Below are 21,598 nucleotides of genomic sequence, written 5' to 3' on the forward strand. Positions count from 1 at the left end.
TCACTTTTTAAAAGGTTTGGCATTTCCGCGCTTGGCGAAAGTCATTTCCCGAAGGGTTTGGCATTTCCGCGCTTGGCGAAAGTCGTTTCCCGAGTGGTTTGGCATTTCCGCGCTTGGCGAAAGTTATTTCCCGAAAGGTTTGGTGTTTCCGCGGCTGGCGAAAGTCATTTCCCGAAGAGTTTGGCATTTCCGCGGCTGGCGAAAGTCGTTTCCCGAAAGGTTTGGCGTTTCCGCGCCCTCGCAAATAGCTTTGTTTGCTGCGGATAGAAGGATTTGTTGGGCAGGTTTATGATTCCAAGTTTAGAAAAGTTATTGTGAAATAAGGTTTTAATTTGCCACTCTTACGTTTGGTTCATGTTATTTTACATAGAGACCTTTTTTTCTTCCTTACTTTTTTATTATCTTTGCAAACGATAAGCGGCATGTCGTTGCAAGCAGTTTGTGATTAGAATAGCTATCACATCTGATGCTTTTATTCAGAAGAACGTTTGTTTTAATCATGTTGTTTATCTGCTGTTTATCATCAAATTACGTAATTATGGGAATTTTCGGACTGTTTAACAAGAAAAAGAAAGAGACGCTTGATAAGGGACTTGAGAAGACGAAAGAGAGCGTTTTCAGTAAACTCACACGTGCCGTTGCTGGTAAATCAAAGGTAGATGATGAGGTGCTCGATAACCTTGAGGAAGTGCTCATCACGAGTGATGTTGGCGTTGATACCACGCTGAAGATTATTGAACGAATAGAGTCACGCGTAGCTCGCGATAAATATGTTTCTACTTCAGAATTGAATGGGATATTGAGAGAAGAGATTGCGTCGCTGCTTTCTGAAAACAATTCAGACGATAATGATAGTTGGGATCTTCCGAGCGACCACAAACCTTATGTGATTCTGGTTGTCGGTGTTAATGGAGTGGGGAAGACCACGACTATTGGTAAACTTGCTTATCAGTTTAAGAATGCAGGAAAAAAAATATATTTAGGTGCAGCTGATACCTTCCGCGCGGCAGCCGTAGAGCAGATTTCTATTTGGGGAGAGCGTGTGGGCGTGCCTGTTGTGAAGCAACAAATGGGCTCAGACCCTGCAAGCGTAGCCTTTGACACGCTGCAAAGTGCTAAGGCCAATGGCGCCGATGTGGTATTGATCGATACCGCAGGCCGTTTACACAACAAGGTGGGACTGATGAACGAGTTGAAGAAAATCAAAGAGGTGATGAAGAAAGTGTTGCCCGAGGCACCCGATGAAGTGATGCTTGTGCTCGATGGCAGTACGGGACAAAATGCTTTTGAGCAGGCAAAACAATTTTCTGCGGTCACCAATATCACAAGTCTTGCAATCACGAAATTAGACGGAACCGCTAAGGGAGGAGTGGTAATAGGCATTAGTGACCAGTTGAAAGTGCCAGTGAAATATATTGGTCTGGGCGAAAAGATGGAGGATTTGCAATTGTTCAATCGCAAGGAATTTGTTGATTCACTTTTCGCTTGATATTGTATATAAGGATAATAGATGAAGAAAAATCAAATCGATATCATCACCATGGGTTGCTCGAAGAATCTCGTGGATAGCGAACTTCTGATGAAGCAATTCGAAGCCAATGGCTATCATTGTGTGCATGACAGCAAGCGACCCGAAGGTGAGATTGCTGTCATCAACACCTGTGGTTTTATTGAATCGGCAAAAGAAGAGAGTATCAATACCATTCTTGAATTTGTCAATGCAAAAAATGAAGGCAGGTTGAAGCGACTCTATGTGATGGGGTGTCTCTCGCAGCGTTATAAAGATGAATTAGAGCAAGAGATTCCAGAAGTAGACAAGTTTTATGGCAAATTCAATTATAAGCAACTGCTGACAGATCTTGGTAAGGCCGATGTTCCGTCTTGCAATGGTCGCCGTCATCTGACAACGCCTCGCCATTATGCATACGTGAAAATTGCGGAAGGCTGCAATCGTCAATGCGCTTATTGTGCTATCCCCCTGATTACGGGAAAACACACAAGTCGCCCGAAAGAAGAAATCCTTCAAGAAGTAAAAGAACTGGTTGAAGAAGGCGTAAAAGAGTTTCAGATTATTGCGCAAGAACTCACTTATTATGGTGTTGATATAGATGGGCAGCGTCATATTGCTGACCTCATTCGTGATATTGCCGATATAAAAGGGGTAGAATGGATTCGACTTCATTATGCTTATCCTAATGAATTCCCTTTAGAATTACTTGATGTTATTCGAGAGAAACCAAATGTTTGTAAGTATCTTGATATTGCTTTGCAGCATATTTCCAACCACATGCTCGATGCTATGCACCGCCATGTGAGCAAGGAAGAGACGGTAGAACTTATTAAAAAGATACGCGAGGCTGTGCCAGGCATTCACATACGTACAACATTGTTGGTTGGCTTTCCTGGTGAAACCGATGAAGATTTCAACGAACTTGTTGACTTTGTCAAGTGGGCAAAATTCGAGCGAATGGGCGCTTTCACTTATTCGGAAGAAGAAGGTACATATAGTGCAGGGCATTACAAGGATGATGTTCCAGAAGAAGTAAAGCAAAAGCGTCTTGATACTTTAATGGCTGTGCAGCAAGAAATCAGTGCAGCTGTTGAGGAGGCGAAGATAGGAAAAACTTTGAAAGTTATCATTGACCGCAAAGAAGGTGATTATTATGTTGGCAGAAGTGAGTTTTGTTCTCCAGAAGTTGACCCCGAGGTTTTGATTCCTGTATCAGAAAAGAAATTGCGTGTTGGTAACTTCTATCATGTAGAAATCACCGATAGTGAAGCTTTTGACTTGTATGGTCATGTCGTAAAATAGAAGTTCTTGATATGAATAATAAAGAATTTATCTCAGAGATGGCGTTGAGAAGCGGTTACACGCAAGCCGATGTTCAAAAACTTGTCAACACGCTTATTGAAGGAATGGGCAATAGTTTTGAAGCCGGAGAGAACGTATCGCTTACAGGTTTCGGTACGTTTGAGGTGAAGAAACGCATGGAACGGGTTGTTGTGAATCCTTCGACAGGACTTCGTATGCTTGTACCTCCAAAGCTCGTCTTGGCTTTTAAGCCTAATGCATCGGTAAAAGAGAAATTGAAAAACGGAGGAGAAAACAATGACTAATATCAAAGATTTAGCCCGATTCCTCGTTGAGAAGCATGGCATAAAATTGGCCGATGCTGAACTTTTTATCTCGTTGATGACTGAAATCATTAATGAGGGCGTGCATCGTGAACGGCAAGTAAAGATAAAAGGTTTGGGTACGTTTAAGTTGACGAGCATCAGTTCGCGTGAGAGTATTGATGTAAATACCGGTGAACGTATTGTAATTGAAGGGCGTGATAAGCTCTCTTTTGCTCCCGATAATGCCATGAAAGAGTTAGTAAATCAACCTTTCTCACAATTTGAAACCGTTGTTGTCAATGATGGGGTAGAATTGGAAGACGAATACAAAGAGCAAGTGGAAGAAACTGCTTTAGCCGAAGAAAAGAAAGAGATTGTAGAGGAAAAGGCTGTTGAAGAAATTGAGTTGCCACGTGAAGAGCCTGTTGAACCTATTGCTGTTGTGTCGGAGATGTCTGCCGAAACAATGTCGTTGAAGGAAGAAAAGCAGGAAGACAAGGTGCAAGAAACTATTTCAGAAACTAATGTTTCGGAAGTAGAACAAATAGAAACGGCGCAGGAAACGATTGAAACAGCTTCAGATAAAGTAGCAAAGGATGAAGAGGAAGCGCTTGAATCTTCGCCTGAAAAGGAGGATGAACCCATGGTAGAGGAAACTGATAGTCGAGAAAACGACAATGAAGATACGGAGAATATATCCACAGTCAATACTCCTCGCAAGTCTTCTTATATGAAGCCGTTGGTGGTTGGTTTTGTTGCCTTATTTGTAGTTCTGATAGGCACAATATGTTTTATGTTTATGAAATTGTGTCAACAGAATGAACAGATTTATAACTTTAAGATGGAGGTGCAGACTCTTCAGCTGGAACTTCTCAAGAAACAATATTCCACGATGAAGGGGTGTTCAAAGGTTATGAAACCTGTTGCTGTAGCGGAAAAGCCTGCTCCTGCAGAAAAGAAGTCAGTGTCAGTTGCTGAAAAGCCTACACCCGTTACAGGAAAGTCTACTTCTGTTGCGGAAAGGCCTACTTCTGTTGCGGAAAAGCCTGTTTCTTCAAAGGAAAAAGATGCTTATGAGGCGTTGAATAAGAGTGATGCACGTGTTCGAACTGGTGCTTATCGTATTGTGGGGGTTAAGCAAGTGATAAAGGTAAAACACGGCCAAACTCTTTCGTCAATTAGTCGTCTGTATTTAGGCCCGGGCATGGAATGTTATATTGAAGTGATGAACAAGAATAAAGAACTGAAAGAAGGCGATAGGGTAAAGATTCCAGAGTTGAAACGTAAACATAAAAAGTAATTTTTCAATCGCTTTATAAACATAAAACAATAAGCTGCATACATTCAGAGATTCTGATTTTGTATGCAGCTTTATGTTTTAGAATACTTTAATAAGTATCGTGTTCTACTTTGTTTCTATTTCTTCTTTCATATCAATGAATTCTCCATTAGCATCATAAAACTCGTATTGCAGGAATGCAAGTTTCTGCGAGGGGATGATATGTACGCCAAAACCATATTTAAATTGCCACTTCCTTCGTAGGGAAATCAATCCTTGATTGATGTAAGCAGCTACATACGGATGAACGTGTAAATAGAACTTTGCGATGCCAATCTTGTTGACAAGGCGGTCAATTTTTCTTTCAAGTTGGTCGGTAAAGAGGATGCTCGACTTGATTTTCCCAGTACCATTACAGGTGGGGCAGGTCTCTTCGACATTGACATCCATAGCCGGACGCACACGTTGACGGGTAATTTGCATAAGTCCAAACTTACTCAAAGGCAAAATGTTATGCCTTGCTCTGTCTTTCTGCATGTTTTTACACATGCGCTCGTAGAGCATCTGTCGGTCTTCTGCAAGATTCATGTCAATAAAGTCTACAACAATGATTCCTCCCATATCGCGTAGTCTTAATTGTCTTGCAATCTCGTCAGCAGCACCTAAGTTTACGTCAAGTGCATTGGCTTCTTGTCCATTTTGAGCCTTGGTACGATTCCCGCTATTTACATCTACAACATGCAAAGCCTCAGTGTGTTCAATGATTAAATAAGCACCATGCTTATAATTGATTGTTTTACCGAAGCTCGATTTAATTTGTTTTGTAACATTGAAGTTATCGAAGATAGGCACTTTTCCTTTGTAAAGCTTGACGATTCCAGCTTTCTCAGGTGCAATGAGCGTCAAGTAGTGTTTTACCTCGTTGTAAACTTCATCGTTATTTACATAAATGTTTTCGAAACTTGGATTGAACAGGTCTCTCAACATAGCGATAGCCCTGCCCGTTTCCTCAAATACTAATTGTGGTCTTTTTTGTTGTTTTTGCGTCTTAAGAATAGCGTCCTCCCATCGTTTGTTCAACACTTTCATTTCAGTGTCAAGTTCTGCGACGCGCTTTCCTTCGGCTACTGTTCTAACAATTACACCACAATTCTTTGGTTTAATGCTGTAGATGAGCTGCTTTAATCGTGCACGCTCTTCACCACTTTTAATCTTTGAAGATACAGATACTTTATCTCCAAATGGGATTAAAACGATGAAACGTCCTGCAAATGATAGCTCTCCTGTCAGGCGTGGACCTTTGGTTGAGATTGGTTCTTTTACAATCTGTACCAATACTTCTTGTCCGACCGTGAGTACTTGCTGAACGCTTCCATCCTTTTTCAAGTCGGGCACTCGTTGTGCCTTACTGAAAGGATAGAGTTTTTTCCTATCGCTATTTACTTGTTTCAGGTATTTTGCGTAGGAATTGAATTGACTGCCTAAGTCAAGATAATGCAGAAAAGCGTCGCGCTCATAACCAACATCTACGAAGCAAGCATTAAGTCCCGGCATGAGTTTCTTAACTTTTGCAGCGTAGATGTTACCAACAGAGAAAGAAGCCTGACGTGGCTCATTCTGATATTCCACCAGATTCTTATCCTCCAGCAGTGCTATCGAAATCTCTTTCTCTCTTACGTCGATTACAACTTCGCTTGTCATTGTTTTATCCTTACTTAGTTTCTTTACTATAAAGGGGCATGTCACAACTCCCTTGTGGATGTATTGACATGCCCCTAAGTCCTTTTAATAGGCTATCAAGCTTTATTTGCTCTTATGTCTATTCTTGCGTAATCTCTTTTTACGCTTGTGAGTAGCCATCTTGTGGCCCTTCTTCTTCTTTCCGTTTGGCATAATTTTAAATTTTTGAGATATTATTATTTATTATCGTTATTTCTTCATTTGTTCTACAAACGATTTTGACGGTTTGAAACTTGGTAAATCGTGTGCCTCAATCATCATTGTTGTGTTCTTGAGGATATTGCGTGCGGTCTTCGCTGCACGATGCTTAATGACGAAACTACCAAATCCACGCAGGTATACATTCTCTTTTTTCTCAAGTAAACTATTCTTTATGGTTTCCATAAAACTTTCAACAACGACAGCAACATCTCTTTTCTGCACGCCTGTTGTCATAGCAATTTCATTAATGATATCTGCTTTAGTCATATTTGTATTGTATTATTTTGTATTCCTTTTCTGTTTAATTGCCTCTCTTCCTTACGGGTTTGCAAATATACGAGTTTTTTAGTTGATATGAAAATTTATGGCTACTTTTTTCGGAAATCGGGCTTAAAATGCTCTTCGAAGTGCTTTGTTTTCATAGAATTACACAATCTGAAGTCAAAAAGAGTAGTATTACGCTTCTGAGTGACTCAGAAAGACCAAATGAAGAAAAATCACGCTTCTGAGTGACTCAGAAAGAATAAAAAGAGGAAATTACGTGCGAGAATGTGTGATTCTAACATAGAAAAGAGAGATAGAGTTCCTTGTGTTTCAGCTTATAATGGGTGTGTAAAGTCGTTGCATAAGATTATGGAGAAAAAATTGTTGGTTTCAATTATATATTGTATTTTTGCATTCAAGTTTAAGCGTTTAAATATGAATTTCAAGAAAAAAAGATGGCATTGCTTGCCAGGTCAGCCTCTGACAGAGCTCGACAAGCAAGTAATGTATTGGGAGAACAAAGGCAAAGAGGTGCCTACCCGCGATCTTATAAAGACCCCGGAACAAATTGAAGGTATTCGTATTGCCAGCAAGGTAAACACCGGTTGTTTGGATGCTGTAGCTGCAGCGATACATCCTGGAATGTCGACTCAAGAAATTGATGATATTTGTATGCAGTATTGTAAGGATAACAATGCTGTGCCTGCTTGTTTAGGTTACGAGGGCTTCCCCAAGAGTGTATGCACGAGTATAAATGAGGTGGTTTGTCATGGTATTCCAAAAGAAGAAGATATTCTCAAAGAAGGGGATATTGTGAATGTTGATATGACCTTAAGCGTGAATGGTTATTTTGGAGATGCCTCACGAATGTTTATCATCGGCGAGAAGACTACCCCTGAAAAAGAACAGCTTGTAAGGGTTGCTAAAGAGTGTTTGGATATTGGTGCAGAAGCAGCAAAACCCTATTGCTTTGTAGGAGATATTGGTCATGCCATCCAAAAGCATGCAGAGAAATATCATTATGGTGTTGTGCGTGATCTTTGCGGACATGGGGTAGGGCTTGCCATGCATGAAGAGCCGGATGTTGTTCATTATGGTCATCGTGGAACTGGAATGTTATTGGTGCCAGGAATGGTGTTTACGATAGAACCAATGATAAATATGGGTACATGGAAGGTGTTTATTGATGCAGACGATCCTTATGGATGGGAGGTTATTTCAGGAGATGAAAAGCCGAGTGCGCAATGGGAACACACTTTCTTGATGACTGAAACGGGTGTTGAAGTCTTATCTTACTAAGGTACTTATGCAAGATAGTAAATTGTGATTATGGAAGAAGAAAGAGATATTTATATATTAGGTATTGAAAGCTCGTGTGATGATACATCTGCAGCAGTATTGCGAAATGGTGTGCTGTTATCCAATGTGACAGCCTCCCAAGATGTACATAAAGCTTATGGTGGCGTTGTTCCAGAACTCGCGTCACGTGCACATCAGCAGAATGTGGTGCCTGTTGTTGATCAAGCAATCAAGCGTGCAGGGATAACAAAGGAAATGTTGAGTGCGGTGGCTTATACGCGTGGTCCGGGCTTGATGGGCTCTTTGCTCGTTGGTGTTAATTTCGCAAAAGGTTTAGCACGTTCATTGAATATTCCATTGTTAGATGTGAATCATTTACAAGGTCATGTCATGGCTCATTTCATCAAAGAAAATGATGATGATAAAAGTGCTCCTCCTTTCCCTTTCATTTGTTTGTTGGTGTCAGGAGGCAATTCGCAGATTGTTAAAGTTAATGCCTATAATGATATGCAAGTGCTTGGACAAACGATTGATGATGCAGCAGGTGAGGCCATTGATAAATGCTCGAAAGTAATGGGGCTCGGCTATCCTGGTGGTCCAATTATTGATCGATTGGCACGTCAAGGCAATCCTCTTGCATTTAAATTTGCTGAGCCACAAATTGCTGGATGCGATTATTCTTTCTCAGGATTAAAGACATCTTTTCTTTATAATCTTCGCGATTGGGTGAAGGAAGATCCTGATTTTATAGAGCATCATAAGAATGATTTGGCTGCAAGTCTTGAATATACAATCGTAGATATCTTGATGAATAAGTTGCGTAAGGCTGTAAAGCAAACAGGAATCAAGCATGTTGCTGTTGCCGGTGGAGTTTCGGCGAATAATGGTTTGCGTAATGCCTTTCGCGAACATGCAGAGAAATATGGTTGGACTATTTATATTCCAAAGTTCAGTTATACTACAGATAATGCAGCTATGATTGCTATTGTGGGACAATATAAGTTTGCTGACCATGACTTTGGTCGCATTGATGCTCCTGCATTCTCAAAAGTAACTTTTAAATAAAACATAAGATGGAACTTGAAACGAAAGTACTAAGTAAAGAACTACAGCAATATTTATATGATAATGGTCTCACAATAGGAACAGCCGAGAGTTGTACTGGCGGACGTATAGCAGAAGCTATCATAGCAGTTCCTGGCGCAAGCGAATATTTTAAGGGTGGAATCGTTTCATATACAAATGAAGTTAAGGAGAATTTACTTCACGTTAGTCATGAAACCTTAGAAGAAAAGACCGCTGTGTGTGAAGAGGTTGCACAGCAAATGGTTATAGGAGCATGTGAAACTTTACGTGTTGATTATGCTTTGGCAGCAACAGGTGTTGCAGGCCCAACTGGTGGTACACCGGATATTCCTGTAGGAACAATATGGTTGGCTTGCGGAAATAAGGATGATGTTCGCACGATGAAACTTGATAAAGACTTTGGGCGTGATATAAACTTAGCCATTGCCACCAATCAATCTTTGCGTTTGTTTCTTGACTATATGAAAGAAAAAACTGGCAAAACAGTTGGTTAAAGCAAAAAAATACTTAATTCCTCTTATTCTTTGGAGAAATGTTTTGTATAATTCAAAAATATTTGTAATTTTGCACCCTGTTTGGAATAAGTATCAAAAAACGAAAACAAAAATTAAAGATAGCAATGTCTAAGATTTGTCAGATTACAGGAAAGAAGGCACAGATAGGTTGTAATGTGTCTCACTCAAAGCATCGTACAAAGAGAAGCTTTGATGTAAACCTCTTCAGCAAGAAGTTCTACTATGTAGAAGAGAGTTGCTGGATTAGCCTCAAGGTCAGCGCAGCTGGTCTTCGTCTCATTAATAAAGTTGGTCTTGACGCAGCTTTGAAGCAGGCCGTTTCTAAGGGCTTCTGCGACTGGAAAGACATTAAAGTTATAGGAGAATAATTATCATGGCAAAGAAAGCTAAAGGTAATAGAGTACAGGTCGTTCTCGAATGTACTGAAATGAAGAATAGTGGACTGCCAGGAACAAGCCGTTACGTAACAACAAAGAATCGTAAGAATACTCCTGAGCGTCTTGAGTTGAAGAAGTATAACCCAATCCTGAAGAAGATGACTCTTCATAAGGAGATTAAGTAATAACCCTTTTAACACATATAAGATATGGCAAAGAAAGCGGTCGCTACCCTCCATGAAGGTTCAACGGATGGTCGCGCTTACTCAAAAGTAATTAAGATGGTAAAGAGCCCTAAGACCGGTGCTTATGTTTTTGATGAGCAGATGGTTCCAAATGAGGCTGTAAAAGATTTCTTTAAGAAATAATATTTCTAAGATAACAGATTAAAAGAGGTTACATTTTAGATTGTAATCTCTTTTTTTATTAGTATAAGTTTATTCCTCTTTATGGAAGAAACGTTTATATTCGCTTTCAAAATTGGGAGTGAATATGTCTTTTCCAAGGTTAATTTCAATTTCAGTCTTCGTCCAAAAGCGTCCTCCATTCAGTTCTTGTGCATTGGGAAAGATTTGTTCATTGTATGTTGTTTTATGAACGTAGACAAGTTCTTTCTCACGATCGCTCTCAAAAACATATTGTCCAATGCGTTCAGGGATATAATCAGTTATCCCTAATTCCTCTTTAACTTCACGTTTTAGAGCTTCTTCTACATTCTCTCCAAGATCTATATGTCCACCACATGCTGTGTCCCATTTATTGGGTTGAATATCTTTCCAGGCTGGACGTTTCTGAAGATATAGCTCTCCTCTGTTATTAAACACATGGAGATGAACCACTGGATGCAGTCGTTTTGTGCCATCATGTGCCTCATTTCGGCTGATACTTCCTATGATATTACCATTTTCTAATACGAGTGGAAACATTTCTTTTTCATTGTCTTTCATCATTAGAGTTGTGCGGAAAAGGTGAAACAATCAGTAAAACAGTTATTAAGATGTTGTGGTTCTGCTTTGAAGATAGCAAATAAACTGCTTCCACTTCCACTCATTGCGGCATAGATAGCTCCTTGCTCATAAAGCTTGTTCTTTATATTCTCTACTTCGGGATGAAGCTTAAAGACAGATTCTTCAAAATCATTCACCAATAGGTCTCTCCATGTTTCAATAGGTTGTTTAATGATATCGCGACAACATATTTTAGGTTTGTGAGGTATTATGTTGGCATAAGCTTCTTTTGTTGAAACTGCAACATTTGGTTTTATGATTGTAATATAGTATCCTTTTAGTGTCTCCCTGATGCCTTTAATAGGAGTAAATACATTACCAATTCCTGTTGCAAATACTGGTTCGCTGCTGATAAAGAATGCACAATCAGCTCCAAGCTTCGCTGCATACCTTTCCATTTCTGCTTTACCTATATTCAATCTGAATCGTTCGTCAAGCAATCTTATCATGTATGCAGCATCACTCGATCCGCCCCCAAGTCCTGCTTGTGAGGGTATATATTTAAAAAGGTGAGCATGAACTCGAGGAAGTTTGTAATCTTTAGCCAGCAAATTATACGCTTTGATAACAAGGTTGTCTGCCTCATTGCAATCCACTATGTTTCCTGTTACCTTTAAATCACAATCAACAAGAGAAGGAAATTCTTCTCCCATGTGTTTGATTTCAAGTGCATCATAAAGGGGAATGGGGTAGAAAACTGTTTCCAAATTATGGTAGCCGTCAGTTCGTTTCTCAACAATGTTAAGTCCAAGATTAATTTTGGCACAAGGAAATGTTATCATTGTTTCTGTCTTTAATTCGTATTGCAAAAATACAAAAAATCCATAGACCATCAACTTCTATAATCAAAAAATTGGTTACCTTTGCGGAAAATCATTCTCCCATGGCAGAAAATAATAGTAATACAACAAAACGTCGCAAGTCTTCAGTCAAAGTAGATAATACTTATGGACATTTACAACCCCAAGCAACAGATATTGAGAGAGCTGTTATTGGTGCGTTGATGATAGACAAAGATGCTTTTTCTTTGGTTTCAGAAATTATTCGGCCTGAAACATTTTATGAACCAAGAAATCAGAAAATATATCAGGCAATTCAGAATCTTAATATGACGGAACGACCTGTTGATATCATGACTGTGACCGAAGAATTGAAATCACAAGGTACAATTGATGATATCGGAGGGCCAGGTTATTTACTTGATATTAGTGATCGTGTGGCATCTTCTGCTAATGTTGAGTATCATGCTCATATTCTTGCACAGAAGTTTTTGGCTCGGCAATTGATTCAATTTGCCAGTAGGGTAGAGGAGAAGGCCTTTGATGACACAGTTGATGTTGATGCGTTGATGCAAGAAGCTGAAGGTTCTTTGTTTGAAATATCACAGAAGAACATGAAGCAAGATTATACGCAGATTGATCCAGTTATACAACAAGCCTTAGATATTCTTCAGAAAGCATCTGCCAATACAGGTGGACTCACGGGTATTCCTACAGGATATACCGATCTTGATGAAATGACAAGTGGATGGCAAAAAAGTGACCTTGTGATTATAGCAGGACGCCCTGCCATGGGAAAGACCTCTTTTGCATTGAGCTTAGCGAAGAATATTGCGGTTGATTATCATATTCCTATAGCATTCTTTTCTCTTGAAATGAATAATGTTCAGCTTGTGAATCGTTTGATTTCTAATACTTGTGAAATAGCAGGTAGTAAGATTCTTAATGGACAGTTAACGCCTGACGAGTGGGATCGATTAGATAAAAACCTAACAAAATTGACGGGTTCTCCTGTTTATGTGGATGATACACCAGGTCTTTCGGTCTTTGAACTTCGTACGAAAGCACGTCGATTGGTTCGTGAAAAGGGTGTAAAGATTATCATGATTGACTATCTTCAGTTGATGAATGCTAATGGAATGAAATTCGGAAGCCGTCAAGAAGAGGTGTCAACGATATCTCGCTCATTGAAAGGATTAGCCAAAGAACTTGACATTCCTATTATTGCGTTGTCCCAGTTGAATCGTACGGTTGAGAATAGAGAGGGACTTGAAGGTAAGCGTCCACAGTTAAGTGACCTTCGTGAATCGGGAGCTATAGAGCAAGATGCCGATATGGTCTTGTTTGTTCATCGCCCAGAGTACTATCACATCTATTTAGATGAAAAAGGTAACGACTTACATGGAATGGCACAAGTAATCATAGCGAAACATCGTAAGGGTGCGACAGGTGATGTCTTGTTAACATTTAAGGGTGAATTTACAAGTTTCCGTAATCCTGAAGAATCATATACAGCTAATAAAAGTGGTGATGGAGAAATTATTGGTTCTAAGATGAATGAAGGTGATATGACTCATATAGACGGGACATTTCCTCCTCCTATTAATAATAAAGAACCTATCCCTTTCTAATTTATGGTGTATATCTCTGAATTGTTCTTTTTTATTCCCATTTTCTATGTATAAGAAACATAAAATAAAAACTTTTCGATTCTTCATAAAAGAATGTTATCAAAATGTAATAACGTAATCAATATATTTTGTATATTTGCATTATTAATAACAGATTTACTATTGATCGAACTGTAAGATAGGATATGACGAGACAGTTATGAAGTCTTGTTCATTTAATAGGGGTTAGGTTTTCTTTAGGTTTACAAAGAGAGTGGGTACAATGATAGTGTGCACGACTTGTACTTTTCTTTTCCTTATTTCTTTATCTTCTCTTTTAAATGGTTGGGTTACGTGCAAAATCTTTTCTATTTCTTATTCTCTTTTGAATAAGAAGTAGAGATGGTATTTATTTGTTATGTTTTGATTTTTATAAAGATTAATTATTCTATTTGATTTATTTTATAAGTCTTAGAATTATCGGATAAGAATGGAAAAAGACCTGAAAATTGCTGTCGCCGGCACCGGATATGTGGGCCTCAGCATGGCCACCCTGCTGGCACAACACCACGAAGTGACGGCCGTTGACGTCGTTCCCGAAAAGATTGACCTCATCAACCATCGCCAGTCGCCCATTCAAGACGATTACATCGAGCAGTATCTGCGCGAGAAACCCCTGCGACTGACGGCCACATTGGATGCCGACATGGCCTACAAAGATGCCGACTTCGTGGTGATTGCCACGCCAACGAACTACGATCCGGCGAAAAACTATTTCGACACCACCCACGTAGAATAGGTCATCGACAAGGTTCTCAGCGTCAATCCGTCAGCCACGATGGTGGTCAAATCCACCATTCCCGTGGGCTATACGCGCCAGTTGTATGTGAAATATGCACAGCAAGGTGCGGCACAATTCAACCTGTTGTTTGCACCCGAGTTCCTCAGAGAGAGCAAAGCCCTCTACGATAACCTCTACCCCACACGCATCATCGTGGGCTATCCCAAGCTCATCCCCGGCGAAACGGCTGAGAACGAGGCCATTAAAAAGGTGACAAATCCCGACAACATGCGCCGACAGGCCGAGGTTTTTGCCCGTCTGTTGCAGGAAGGTGCCCTCAAAACCGACATCCCCACGCTCTTCATGGGCATGAAAGAGGCCGAGGCTGTGAAGCTCTTTGCCAACACCTATCTGGCACTTCGCGTGTCTTATTTCAACGAATTAGACACCTATGCCGAAGTGAAAGGCCTTGACACTCAAGCCATTATCAACGGCGTTTGCTTAGATCCTCGCATCGGAAATCACTACAACAACCCCTCGTTTGGCTACGGAGGCTACTGTCTTCCCAAAGACACGAAGCAGCTGTTGGCCAACTATCAGGACGTGCCCGAGAACTTAATTCAGGCCATTGTCGAAAGCAACCGCACCCGAAAGGACTTCATTGCCGATCAAGTGCTCAAGCGCGCGGGCTACTATAACTACAGCGAAGAGACCAATTATGCGCCCCACGACGAGCGAGAAGTCATCATTGGCGTCTACCGTCTGACGATGAAAAGCCACTCAGACAACTTCCGTCAAAGCTCCATCCAGGGCATCATGAAGCGCATCAAAGCCAAAGGTGCCCGCGTAATCATCTACGAACCCACCCTCGACGATGACACAACCTTCTTCGGAAGCCGCATCGTCAACGACCTCTCGCAATTCAAATCCCAAGCCAACGCCATCATTGCCAACCGCTACGACAGCGCGTTAGACGACGTAAAAACGAAGGTTTACACCCGCGATTTGTTTGGGAAAGATTAAAAATAGGGAGAGAAAAGATATTCCATATCCCAATATATCTCAAAAATATGATTGCGACAACACTCTTTGGTGGCTTAGGAAACCAGATGTTTATTTATGCAACAGCAAAAGCATTATCACTCCATTACCGAACCCCCATGGCATTTAATTTGAGACAAGGTTTTGAGCAAGATTACAAATATCAGAGACATCTTGAATTAAACCACTTTAAATGCCAACTCCCTACAGCCAAATGGATTACTTTCAACTACAAAGGCGAATTAAATATTAAAAGAATTAGCCGTAGAATTGGTCGGAACCTTCTGTGTCCCCATTATCAATTTATCAAAGAGAAAGAACCTTTTCATTATGAAAAACGCTTATTTGAATTTACGAATAAAAATATCTTTTTAGAAGGCTATTGGCAAAGTCCACGCTATTTTGAGAATTACAGCGATGAGATTCGTCGTGACTTTCAACTTAAGAGTATCCTACCACATACCATAACAGATGAGCTACAAATGCTAAAAGGTACAGGCAAGCCCTTAGTCATGTTAGGTATTCGTCGCTATCAAGAGGTTAAAGACAAGAAAGACTCCCCATATCCACTTTGTAATAAAGACTATTATGCGAAAGCCATCTCCCACATTCAAGAACAGCTCCCCGCCCCTTTATTTGTTGTTTTTACACAAGAACAGGCATGGGCAATGAATAATCTTCCCACGAACGCTAATCTTTATTTCGTGAAAGAGAAAGACAATGCGTGGGCAACCATAGCTGATATGTATCTCATGACTCAATGTCAACATGCTATTATATCGAACTCCACTTTTTATTGGTGGGGAGCCTGGTTACAACATCCCATTGAGAATCATATCGTTGTTGCACCCAATAACTTCATTAATCGTGATTGTGTTTGTGATAACTGGATTATTTTAGATTAAAACCACCGATGATAGAAGGCAAAGAAATAGCTCCATTAGTATCGATTTGTGTACCAATTTATAATGTAAGTACATATCTCAATCGCTGCTTAGATAGTATTTTGGGACAAACATACCCAAATGTAGAATATATTTTTGTAGATGATTGTTCGACGGATGACAGTTTACTCGTGTTAAAAAGACGACTAATAAATTGTCAGCTCAATTACTATATCATTGAAAATAGAGAGAATATAGGACTTGCTGCTACACGAAATATAGCTATAGAACATGCGCATGGTCGTTTCATAACTTGGGTTGACTCTGATGATTATGTGAGTAAGGATATGGTAGCAAAGATGGTCGCTACTCAAATAAAATATGATTGTGATATTGTAACCGTTGATTTTATAGAGCAACATAGTAATTTCGAGCAAGTAGTATTTCAACCTTCGTATTTAGACGCAGAGGATATGGCATGCACGTTATTAGCAAGGAAAGCGCCTGTTTGTATTTGGGGGCGGCTCATTCGCACAAGTTTATATAGAGATAATGCTATTAAACCGCTGGCAAATATTAACTGTGGAGAAGACTATCAAGTAACTGCTCGACTGGCTTATTATGCACATAGTGTAAAAAATATACACGAAACTTTATACTATTATAATTGTACTAATGAACAATCTTATACATATCAATATTCACGTTCACGGTTTTTACAAGACTGGAAGAGCATAGAAGTGCTTCAAAAGTTCTTTAGGGACAAGAGGAACTCTTATCAAGAAGCCTTAGAAATCGGCATTTTGAAATTATATTCTCATCATTTAGTGGCCTGTTGTCAAGCAAAAGACAAGGCCTCGTTTTATGAACTACATACTAAAATTAGAGGTATAGCACCTTCGGCTTATACATCTGTTCCGTTCTTCTTGAGATTAGTACTCCATATAACTAACTATAATTTGGCCCGATTCTATATTATCCCTGCTGCATTTACATTTAAAATTCTCAAAAAAATAAAACAATGACTAAGGTCTTAGTTCTGTCAGATCAGCAGCATTTGAGGCGACAACTGCTCATAGGACAGTTTCAAAACATAGAATTTGTGTTCGATACCACTACCGATTACGATTATATCGCAGTGATTGATAGTGTTGAGAAAGAACTCATTTGCAAAGTACCCACACATAAACGTATTTTGTACATAGGAGAACCTCCTTTTATAAAACCTTTTCCGTCCAGCTACTTAGCACAATATGGTCTCGTTGTTGGCCCTTATAAACTACATCATCCGCATTTCAAACTAAGTCATCCCGTTTTGCCATGGCTCGTAGGAAATAAGAAGAATTTAGATGCGACATTCTTCCAAAATTTTGAGGAATCGATAGAAAAGCGCTTAAATAAATTTTGTATTATCACCTCAAATAAACGCTTTACACAAGGCCATCGTAAACGAGTTGCATTTGTAGAACGAGTGAAAGAAGAATATCCCGACCTCTTAGACATATATGGTATGGGCTATCAGCCTATTGAAGATAAGTTTGAAGTCCTCTCCAAGTATAAATATTGTTTAGCCATTGAAAACTGCATTTGCCCTAACTATTGGACAGAGAAGATAGGAGATGCTTTCCTAACATCGTGTATACCATTCTATTATGGGTGCCCTAATATTGATGATTTTTTCCCAAAAAACTCATTCGTCTACTTAGATATTACCCATTATAACCAAGCTATTCAATGTATGCAAAAGGCTCTCCGAGGGGATTTTGACTCTACGATTACATTAGAAGATGCTAAAAAAAGGATACTCTTCAACTACAATGTTTTTGAAAGAATTAAAGAAGATATAAACTTTTTGGAGACGATTAGAACCCCAATTCATGAACAAAAGCAGTTCAAATCCATATTAAGCCCATATCGCTATACGTTGCCTATAAAAATAAAACAGTATCTTGCATGGAAGTGGAATCTCGTCATTTAAAGATTAATATCTTGCTTTATAATTTAACACACACATTATTATTTCCTAATGAATAGATTAAAACGGCTCTCTTCATCATCTTTATTACAAGGCATCTCTTGGATTTTCCTTTCAACAACGGTTGCGACGCTGTTACGCTCTTTATTAGTATTTATTATTATTCGTTTCTATACCCAAGAGCAATTTGGGCTCTGGGGAAGCATCACCTCCATTGCTGCAGTCATCATTACTGGCGATTTTGGATTAACGAATGTCCTGCGAAGCATTGCAAGTAAAAATTTAAGCCGTGGGAAAGAAGGAGACGAAGATACTAAAAGATACTTTTATTCTACACTCATTTTCTTCAGTACACTTGCCTTGCTATTAGCTCTTATATTAATCTTCTTTCATCATTACTTCCCATTTGAAAAGCTTTTCAAGACTGAAGATTTACAGCTACAACAACAAGGACATATCATTTGTACGATTGTCCTACTCTTATTCTTCTTCACGATACCACTATCGATTCCTGGGGCTTTATTCTTTAGCTATGGAGAAAACAAGTATAATGCTATCTTTGGTTTTATATCAAGCGTTTTTACCTTCATCATTGTATCCGGACTTGCTATTTTTAAAGTCTCAATCGTATATACATCTGTCATCTATTTTATCTGTCCACTTTTAGTTTACATCATCTCTACATGTTTTTTTATTTACAAAAGAAAATGGTGGAACATACGAATTCAAATGGGACAGACGATTAAGGATATAAAGTTTTTGTTACCTTTAGGTATAAAATATTTAATTATTGGTTTCGCAGGAAGCTTCTTAACTAATATTTTAACCATTTATTCTGGTGCATTGTTAGGATTAAAAGAGGCGGCAATTGTCAATATTGCACAAAAGGTATTTACATTCTTCACAAGCATTTATCAAAGTGTCCTCAATCCTATTTGGAGTAAATTAGCCACACTTTATTTTCAAAAAAAATTTTCAAAATGTAAGAGATTATGGGACATTAGCCTTCTTATGACTTTACTTGCTGCATTTGGATTTATAACAATCTCTACAACATTAAGCGACATCATTGTACGAATCATTGCAGGAGAAAACTTCATTAGTAGCCCTATTTTATTTTGTATGGTCGGATGTAGCTTATTTCTAAAGATTATTTTCGATAATGTTTCACTGCTACAAGTAGCCATAAATCAAATTGATGATATAACTATTGGCTATATCATTTTTACCATTATTAGTATGGGTGTATTCCCACATATTGTATATCTCTGGTCATTTAGGAGTATGGTTATATGTATGATTGCGCTATGGTGCATATTCTCTTTAACCATATACTATCGTACAAACCATATACAACTACGCCCCCATGAATAGCCAAATCAATACTATTAAGCAGCGAGATTGCTTTATTCTCAACCTCTTCTGCTTTTGGCTGCTAATAGATTCTATTAATGGTTTCTTTCTCCGTTTAGGAGAAGGTATACCAATATCTGTCATTTACAAACTTTTCATCATCCTTTTACTATCGTTTAGACTATTAAAATTTAAACAAGGGAGGTGTGTATTGTGTTGTATTATCATTTATATCCTATGGCAAAGCCTTCATTACCTATATGTGAGCCCTGAAAAGTATACAGAGTCCTTACAGCTTTTATTGAAGCCTTTAACCAATATCTTTATATTTGTCTACATATCTATTCTCATCCGACAATATAATAATGCTGCCATACTTTGGATAAAAAAAAATTTCAACTATAACTTTATCATTTTTGCTATCAACATTTTTTCTGGACTTTTGGGACTGGGTTTTAGATCCTACGAAACGAATTTTGGCAGTCTTGGTTTCTGCGGTTATTTCTATGCATTGAATGAATTAGGTGGAGTCTGTATGGCGCTATTCCCATTTATACTTTACAATCTTTACGAGAGAGGGAGAAAAATATTCTTCATAGGATGCTGCTTAATCGTTTGTTTAGGTATCTTAATCATTTCGAAAGCGGCTATTCTTTCCGCAATTTTTTCCGTAATCTTGATTCTCTATTATAAAGCCAAATACAAGAAAGCTATTATTGGCCTCACAATAGCTGCAGCCTTTTATTTCATATTTATATTCAACTTAGACAACTTCTTATCGGGAGATGCAGCTTACCTGCAGAAAGCTATTTATGCATATAATAAAGGAGGACTCATAGAATTACTACTTTCTAGCAGACAAACATTTGTAGAACAACGTATGTCCATCTTCTTTAATGCGCCATTCTTCGACCAATTATTTGGTATAGGAGGCAATAGAACCGTAGAAATGGACTTTTTTGATGTTCTCCTCAACATGGGTTATACCGGCATTCTCATCTATTTTTCTTCATGGATATACCTTTTCCTCAAATTAAAACAGAATAAAAAGAATAACAATCTCATTAAAATTATCTTCGCAAGTGATATTATCTTACTGGGTATGAGCACCTTTGCTGGACATATTTATTTTTCAAGTACAGCTGGACTATTCATCGCGACACTCAATGCTCTAATGTTTTACAAACAATCTTATGAAAAGTAAGAAAAGAATTCTCGTCATTTCCAACTTATTTCCCTCTGAGAAAGATCCATCGTATGGTACCTTTGTAGCACTTTTTACACACGAATTACAAGGCTATTCCATGCACTATAAGACAGATTTATGCGTCATTAAGGGACGGACAACAAGTAAGATTTGCAAATTGTTGAAATACTTTTGGTTTTATTCCAGCATAACCTTGCACATACTATTCCATCACTATGCTCTTATTTACGTACACTACATCACCTATTCGTCTATTCCTTTACTTTTCTTGTCGAAAATAAAGAAACTTAATATCGTATTCAATATTCATGGAGATGACCTCTTAACGAAATCAAAAGTAGCTGAAAACGTATTGCAAGCAGTACATAAACTTCTTATAAATTCCAAGTTGGTTGTCGTCCCATCTGAATTCTTCAAAGATATTTTAATAGATAAATTCAAAGATATTAGGCTTCAAAATATATTTGTTTCACCATCGGGGGGAATAGAAAAGTCCTTCTATAATGAAATGATAGCTCCTGTACAATCCCCATTCACAATCGGCTATGTTTCACGTATCGACACAGGTAAAGGATGGGATATTTTACTAAGAGCGATTCAAGATATTTACAAAGAACACCCCATTCAAGTTAAAATTGCAGGAACAGGTAGGCAAGTTGAAGAATTGAAACATCTGATTTCAACTTTAAACTTATCACATATAGTTACCTATTATGGTGCTCTTTCACATGCAGAATTACCTCAATTTTATACTAATCTCACTCTTTTTGTTTTTCCAACAACATTAAAAGAAAGTTTAGGTCTAGTCGGTTTGGAGGCTATGGCTGCTTCTAAACCTGTTATTGGGTCTGCTATCGGTGGTTTAAAAAGTTATATCAAAGATGGATATAATGGTTTCCTTATTCCTCCTGGGAATAGCAGAAGAATGGGTGAATGTATTGTTAATTACATTAACCTTCCTGATGAGAGGAAGTTGGAAATGAATAGAAATGCCTTTAAAACAGCTCAACTATATCAGTCAAATATTGTGATTAAGAAACTTATAGAACGGTTAATACAATGCATTGATCAGGCGTAATTTTT

Annotated in this window: 22 protein-coding genes and 1 pseudogene; 19 read left to right on the forward strand and 4 right to left on the reverse strand. The window is 38.6% G+C overall.

The features are described 5' to 3' along the window. The 5 genes from HMPREF9145_RS13585 to HMPREF9145_RS11650 all read left to right on the forward strand — a co-directional run. A partial coding sequence (locus HMPREF9145_RS13585) for a hypothetical protein (protein WP_231369803.1) occupies positions 1 to 267 on the forward strand: 267 nt, incomplete at its 5' end. Between the two features lie 271 nt (positions 268 to 538). Further along, positions 539 to 1,489, forward strand: a complete 951-nt coding sequence (ftsY, locus tag HMPREF9145_RS11635; RefSeq protein ID WP_021826593.1) for a signal recognition particle-docking protein FtsY — start codon at positions 539 to 541, stop codon at positions 1,487 to 1,489. Positions 1,490 to 1,510: 21 nt separating this feature from the next. Next, complete coding sequence (rimO, locus tag HMPREF9145_RS11640) at positions 1,511 to 2,812, forward strand: 30S ribosomal protein S12 methylthiotransferase RimO (RefSeq protein ID WP_021826584.1); 1,302 nt, start codon at positions 1,511 to 1,513, stop codon at positions 2,810 to 2,812. 11 nt (positions 2,813 to 2,823) lie between these two features. Next, positions 2,824 to 3,117, forward strand: a complete 294-nt coding sequence (locus HMPREF9145_RS11645; protein WP_021826600.1) for an HU family DNA-binding protein — start codon at positions 2,824 to 2,826, stop codon at positions 3,115 to 3,117. Continuing rightward, positions 3,110 to 4,417 (forward strand): HU family DNA-binding protein, encoded by a 1,308-nt coding sequence (locus tag HMPREF9145_RS11650; protein WP_021826613.1) that lies wholly within the window; start codon positions 3,110 to 3,112, stop codon positions 4,415 to 4,417. The genes HMPREF9145_RS11645 and HMPREF9145_RS11650 overlap by 8 nt, the downstream gene beginning before the upstream one ends. A 105-nt stretch (positions 4,418 to 4,522) precedes the next feature. Here HMPREF9145_RS11650 and HMPREF9145_RS11655 read toward each other — a convergent pair whose 3' ends face one another. Next, positions 4,523 to 6,097 carry an Rne/Rng family ribonuclease gene (locus tag HMPREF9145_RS11655; RefSeq protein ID WP_021826616.1) on the reverse strand — a complete coding sequence of 525 codons (1,575 nt, stop codon included), beginning with the start codon at positions 6,095 to 6,097 and terminating at the stop codon, positions 4,523 to 4,525. Positions 6,098 to 6,325: 228 nt separating this feature from the next. Continuing rightward, positions 6,326 to 6,604, reverse strand: a complete 279-nt coding sequence (locus tag HMPREF9145_RS11660; RefSeq protein WP_007133879.1) for an HU family DNA-binding protein — start codon at positions 6,602 to 6,604, stop codon at positions 6,326 to 6,328. 432 nt (positions 6,605 to 7,036) lie between these two features. Between HMPREF9145_RS11660 and map the strand changes: the two genes are divergently transcribed. The 6 genes from map to HMPREF9145_RS13265 all read left to right on the forward strand — a co-directional run bounded on the left by map (position 7,037) and on the right by HMPREF9145_RS13265 (position 10,246). Beyond that, a complete protein-coding gene (gene map, locus HMPREF9145_RS11665; RefSeq protein WP_021826602.1) occupies positions 7,037 to 7,900 on the forward strand; it encodes a type I methionyl aminopeptidase in 864 nt (287 codons plus the stop codon). 30 nt (positions 7,901 to 7,930) lie between these two features. Beyond that, positions 7,931 to 8,965 (forward strand): tRNA (adenosine(37)-N6)-threonylcarbamoyltransferase complex transferase subunit TsaD, encoded by a 1,035-nt coding sequence (tsaD, locus tag HMPREF9145_RS11670; RefSeq protein WP_036907675.1) that lies wholly within the window; start codon positions 7,931 to 7,933, stop codon positions 8,963 to 8,965. An 8-nt stretch (positions 8,966 to 8,973) separates the two neighbouring features. Beyond that, complete coding sequence (locus HMPREF9145_RS11675) at positions 8,974 to 9,480, forward strand: CinA family protein (RefSeq protein ID WP_007133876.1); 507 nt, start codon at positions 8,974 to 8,976, stop codon at positions 9,478 to 9,480. A 125-nt stretch (positions 9,481 to 9,605) separates the two neighbouring features. Beyond that, positions 9,606 to 9,869 (forward strand): 50S ribosomal protein L28, encoded by a 264-nt coding sequence (rpmB, locus tag HMPREF9145_RS11680; protein ID WP_007133875.1) that lies wholly within the window; start codon positions 9,606 to 9,608, stop codon positions 9,867 to 9,869. A gap of 5 nt (positions 9,870 to 9,874) precedes the next feature. Next, positions 9,875 to 10,063 (forward strand): 50S ribosomal protein L33, encoded by a 189-nt coding sequence (gene rpmG / locus HMPREF9145_RS11685; protein WP_004374894.1) that lies wholly within the window; start codon positions 9,875 to 9,877, stop codon positions 10,061 to 10,063. Between the two features lie 24 nt (positions 10,064 to 10,087). After that, positions 10,088 to 10,246 (forward strand): DUF4295 domain-containing protein, encoded by a 159-nt coding sequence (locus tag HMPREF9145_RS13265; RefSeq protein ID WP_004374897.1) that lies wholly within the window; start codon positions 10,088 to 10,090, stop codon positions 10,244 to 10,246. Positions 10,247 to 10,315: 69 nt separating this feature from the next. Here the strand turns inward: HMPREF9145_RS13265 and HMPREF9145_RS11690 are convergent, their stop codons facing one another. Together HMPREF9145_RS11690 and ispE are read right to left on the reverse strand one after the other, a co-directional pair. Then, the gene (locus HMPREF9145_RS11690) at positions 10,316 to 10,828 is read right to left on the reverse strand and encodes an NUDIX hydrolase (RefSeq protein ID WP_021826588.1); all 513 of its coding nucleotides are present in this window, start codon (positions 10,826 to 10,828) and stop codon (positions 10,316 to 10,318) included. Then, on the reverse strand, positions 10,828 to 11,667 hold the full coding sequence (gene ispE, locus HMPREF9145_RS11695; RefSeq protein WP_036907679.1) for a 4-(cytidine 5'-diphospho)-2-C-methyl-D-erythritol kinase: 840 nt from the start codon (positions 11,665 to 11,667) through the stop codon (positions 10,828 to 10,830). The genes HMPREF9145_RS11690 and ispE overlap by 1 nt, the downstream gene beginning before the upstream one ends. Positions 11,668 to 11,768: 101 nt before the next feature. Here ispE and dnaB point away from each other — a divergent pair, with 101 nt between their 5' ends. From dnaB to HMPREF9145_RS11735, 8 genes and pseudogenes are all read left to right on the forward strand, one after another. Next, a complete protein-coding gene (dnaB, locus tag HMPREF9145_RS11700) occupies positions 11,769 to 13,295 on the forward strand; it encodes a replicative DNA helicase (RefSeq protein ID WP_021826585.1) in 1,527 nt (508 codons plus the stop codon). Between the two features lie 469 nt (positions 13,296 to 13,764). After that, positions 13,765 to 15,078: pseudogene (locus HMPREF9145_RS11705) on the forward strand (nucleotide sugar dehydrogenase). A 47-nt stretch (positions 15,079 to 15,125) separates the two neighbouring features. Then, on the forward strand, positions 15,126 to 16,001 hold the full coding sequence (locus HMPREF9145_RS11710; protein WP_021826607.1) for an alpha-1,2-fucosyltransferase: 876 nt from the start codon (positions 15,126 to 15,128) through the stop codon (positions 15,999 to 16,001). 8 nt (positions 16,002 to 16,009) lie between these two features. Continuing rightward, positions 16,010 to 17,005 (forward strand): glycosyltransferase family 2 protein, encoded by a 996-nt coding sequence (locus HMPREF9145_RS11715; RefSeq protein ID WP_021826605.1) that lies wholly within the window; start codon positions 16,010 to 16,012, stop codon positions 17,003 to 17,005. Then, positions 17,002 to 17,958: a glycosyltransferase family 10 domain-containing protein gene (locus HMPREF9145_RS11720; protein WP_036907682.1), complete on the forward strand. Its 957-nt coding sequence runs from the start codon at positions 17,002 to 17,004 to the stop codon at positions 17,956 to 17,958. Before HMPREF9145_RS11715 ends, HMPREF9145_RS11720 begins: the two co-directional genes overlap by 4 nt. Before the next feature lie 48 nt (positions 17,959 to 18,006). Continuing rightward, positions 18,007 to 19,329 (forward strand): lipopolysaccharide biosynthesis protein, encoded by a 1,323-nt coding sequence (locus HMPREF9145_RS11725; RefSeq protein ID WP_021826594.1) that lies wholly within the window; start codon positions 18,007 to 18,009, stop codon positions 19,327 to 19,329. Between the two features lie 241 nt (positions 19,330 to 19,570). After that, positions 19,571 to 20,512, forward strand: a complete 942-nt coding sequence (locus HMPREF9145_RS11730) for an O-antigen ligase family protein (protein WP_231369804.1) — start codon at positions 19,571 to 19,573, stop codon at positions 20,510 to 20,512. After that, positions 20,502 to 21,593, forward strand: coding sequence for a glycosyltransferase family 4 protein (locus tag HMPREF9145_RS11735; RefSeq protein WP_021826609.1), 1,092 nt, complete (start codon positions 20,502 to 20,504; stop codon positions 21,591 to 21,593). The genes HMPREF9145_RS11730 and HMPREF9145_RS11735 overlap by 11 nt, the downstream gene beginning before the upstream one ends. The last annotated feature ends 5 nt before the right edge of the window (positions 21,594 to 21,598 follow it).

This window comes from Segatella salivae F0493, assembly GCF_000477535.1.
Lineage (GTDB): Bacteria > Bacteroidota > Bacteroidia > Bacteroidales > Bacteroidaceae > Prevotella > Prevotella salivae.

Excerpts from the sequence above, each read along its gene's own strand:
- HMPREF9145_RS11655 (WP_021826616.1), bottom strand. The coding sequence starts at position 6,097 with ATGACAAGCGAAGTTGTAATCGACGTAAGAGAGAAAGAGATTTCGATA.
- HMPREF9145_RS11690 (WP_021826588.1), bottom strand. The coding sequence starts at position 10,828 with ATGATGAAAGACAATGAAAAAGAAATGTTTCCACTCGTATTAGAAAAT.
- tsaD (WP_036907675.1), top strand. The coding sequence starts at position 7,931 with ATGGAAGAAGAAAGAGATATTTATATATTAGGTATTGAAAGCTCGTGT.
- HMPREF9145_RS11645 (WP_021826600.1), top strand. The coding sequence starts at position 2,824 with ATGAATAATAAAGAATTTATCTCAGAGATGGCGTTGAGAAGCGGTTAC.
- HMPREF9145_RS11735 (WP_021826609.1), top strand. The coding sequence starts at position 20,502 with ATGAAAAGTAAGAAAAGAATTCTCGTCATTTCCAACTTATTTCCCTCT.
- rimO (WP_021826584.1), top strand. The coding sequence starts at position 1,511 with ATGAAGAAAAATCAAATCGATATCATCACCATGGGTTGCTCGAAGAAT.
- dnaB (WP_021826585.1), top strand. The coding sequence starts at position 11,769 with ATGGCAGAAAATAATAGTAATACAACAAAACGTCGCAAGTCTTCAGTC.
- HMPREF9145_RS11675 (WP_007133876.1), top strand. The coding sequence starts at position 8,974 with ATGGAACTTGAAACGAAAGTACTAAGTAAAGAACTACAGCAATATTTA.
- HMPREF9145_RS11660 (WP_007133879.1), bottom strand. The coding sequence starts at position 6,604 with ATGACTAAAGCAGATATCATTAATGAAATTGCTATGACAACAGGCGTG.
- rpmG (WP_004374894.1), top strand. The coding sequence starts at position 9,875 with ATGGCAAAGAAAGCTAAAGGTAATAGAGTACAGGTCGTTCTCGAATGT.
- map (WP_021826602.1), top strand. The coding sequence starts at position 7,037 with ATGAATTTCAAGAAAAAAAGATGGCATTGCTTGCCAGGTCAGCCTCTG.
- HMPREF9145_RS11720 (WP_036907682.1), top strand. The coding sequence starts at position 17,002 with ATGACTAAGGTCTTAGTTCTGTCAGATCAGCAGCATTTGAGGCGACAA.
- HMPREF9145_RS11650 (WP_021826613.1), top strand. The coding sequence starts at position 3,110 with ATGACTAATATCAAAGATTTAGCCCGATTCCTCGTTGAGAAGCATGGC.
- HMPREF9145_RS11715 (WP_021826605.1), top strand. The coding sequence starts at position 16,010 with ATGATAGAAGGCAAAGAAATAGCTCCATTAGTATCGATTTGTGTACCA.
- HMPREF9145_RS11710 (WP_021826607.1), top strand. The coding sequence starts at position 15,126 with ATGATTGCGACAACACTCTTTGGTGGCTTAGGAAACCAGATGTTTATT.
- HMPREF9145_RS13265 (WP_004374897.1), top strand. The coding sequence starts at position 10,088 with ATGGCAAAGAAAGCGGTCGCTACCCTCCATGAAGGTTCAACGGATGGT.
- ftsY (WP_021826593.1), top strand. The coding sequence starts at position 539 with ATGGGAATTTTCGGACTGTTTAACAAGAAAAAGAAAGAGACGCTTGAT.
- ispE (WP_036907679.1), bottom strand. The coding sequence starts at position 11,667 with ATGATAACATTTCCTTGTGCCAAAATTAATCTTGGACTTAACATTGTT.
- rpmB (WP_007133875.1), top strand. The coding sequence starts at position 9,606 with ATGTCTAAGATTTGTCAGATTACAGGAAAGAAGGCACAGATAGGTTGT.
- HMPREF9145_RS11725 (WP_021826594.1), top strand. The coding sequence starts at position 18,007 with ATGAATAGATTAAAACGGCTCTCTTCATCATCTTTATTACAAGGCATC.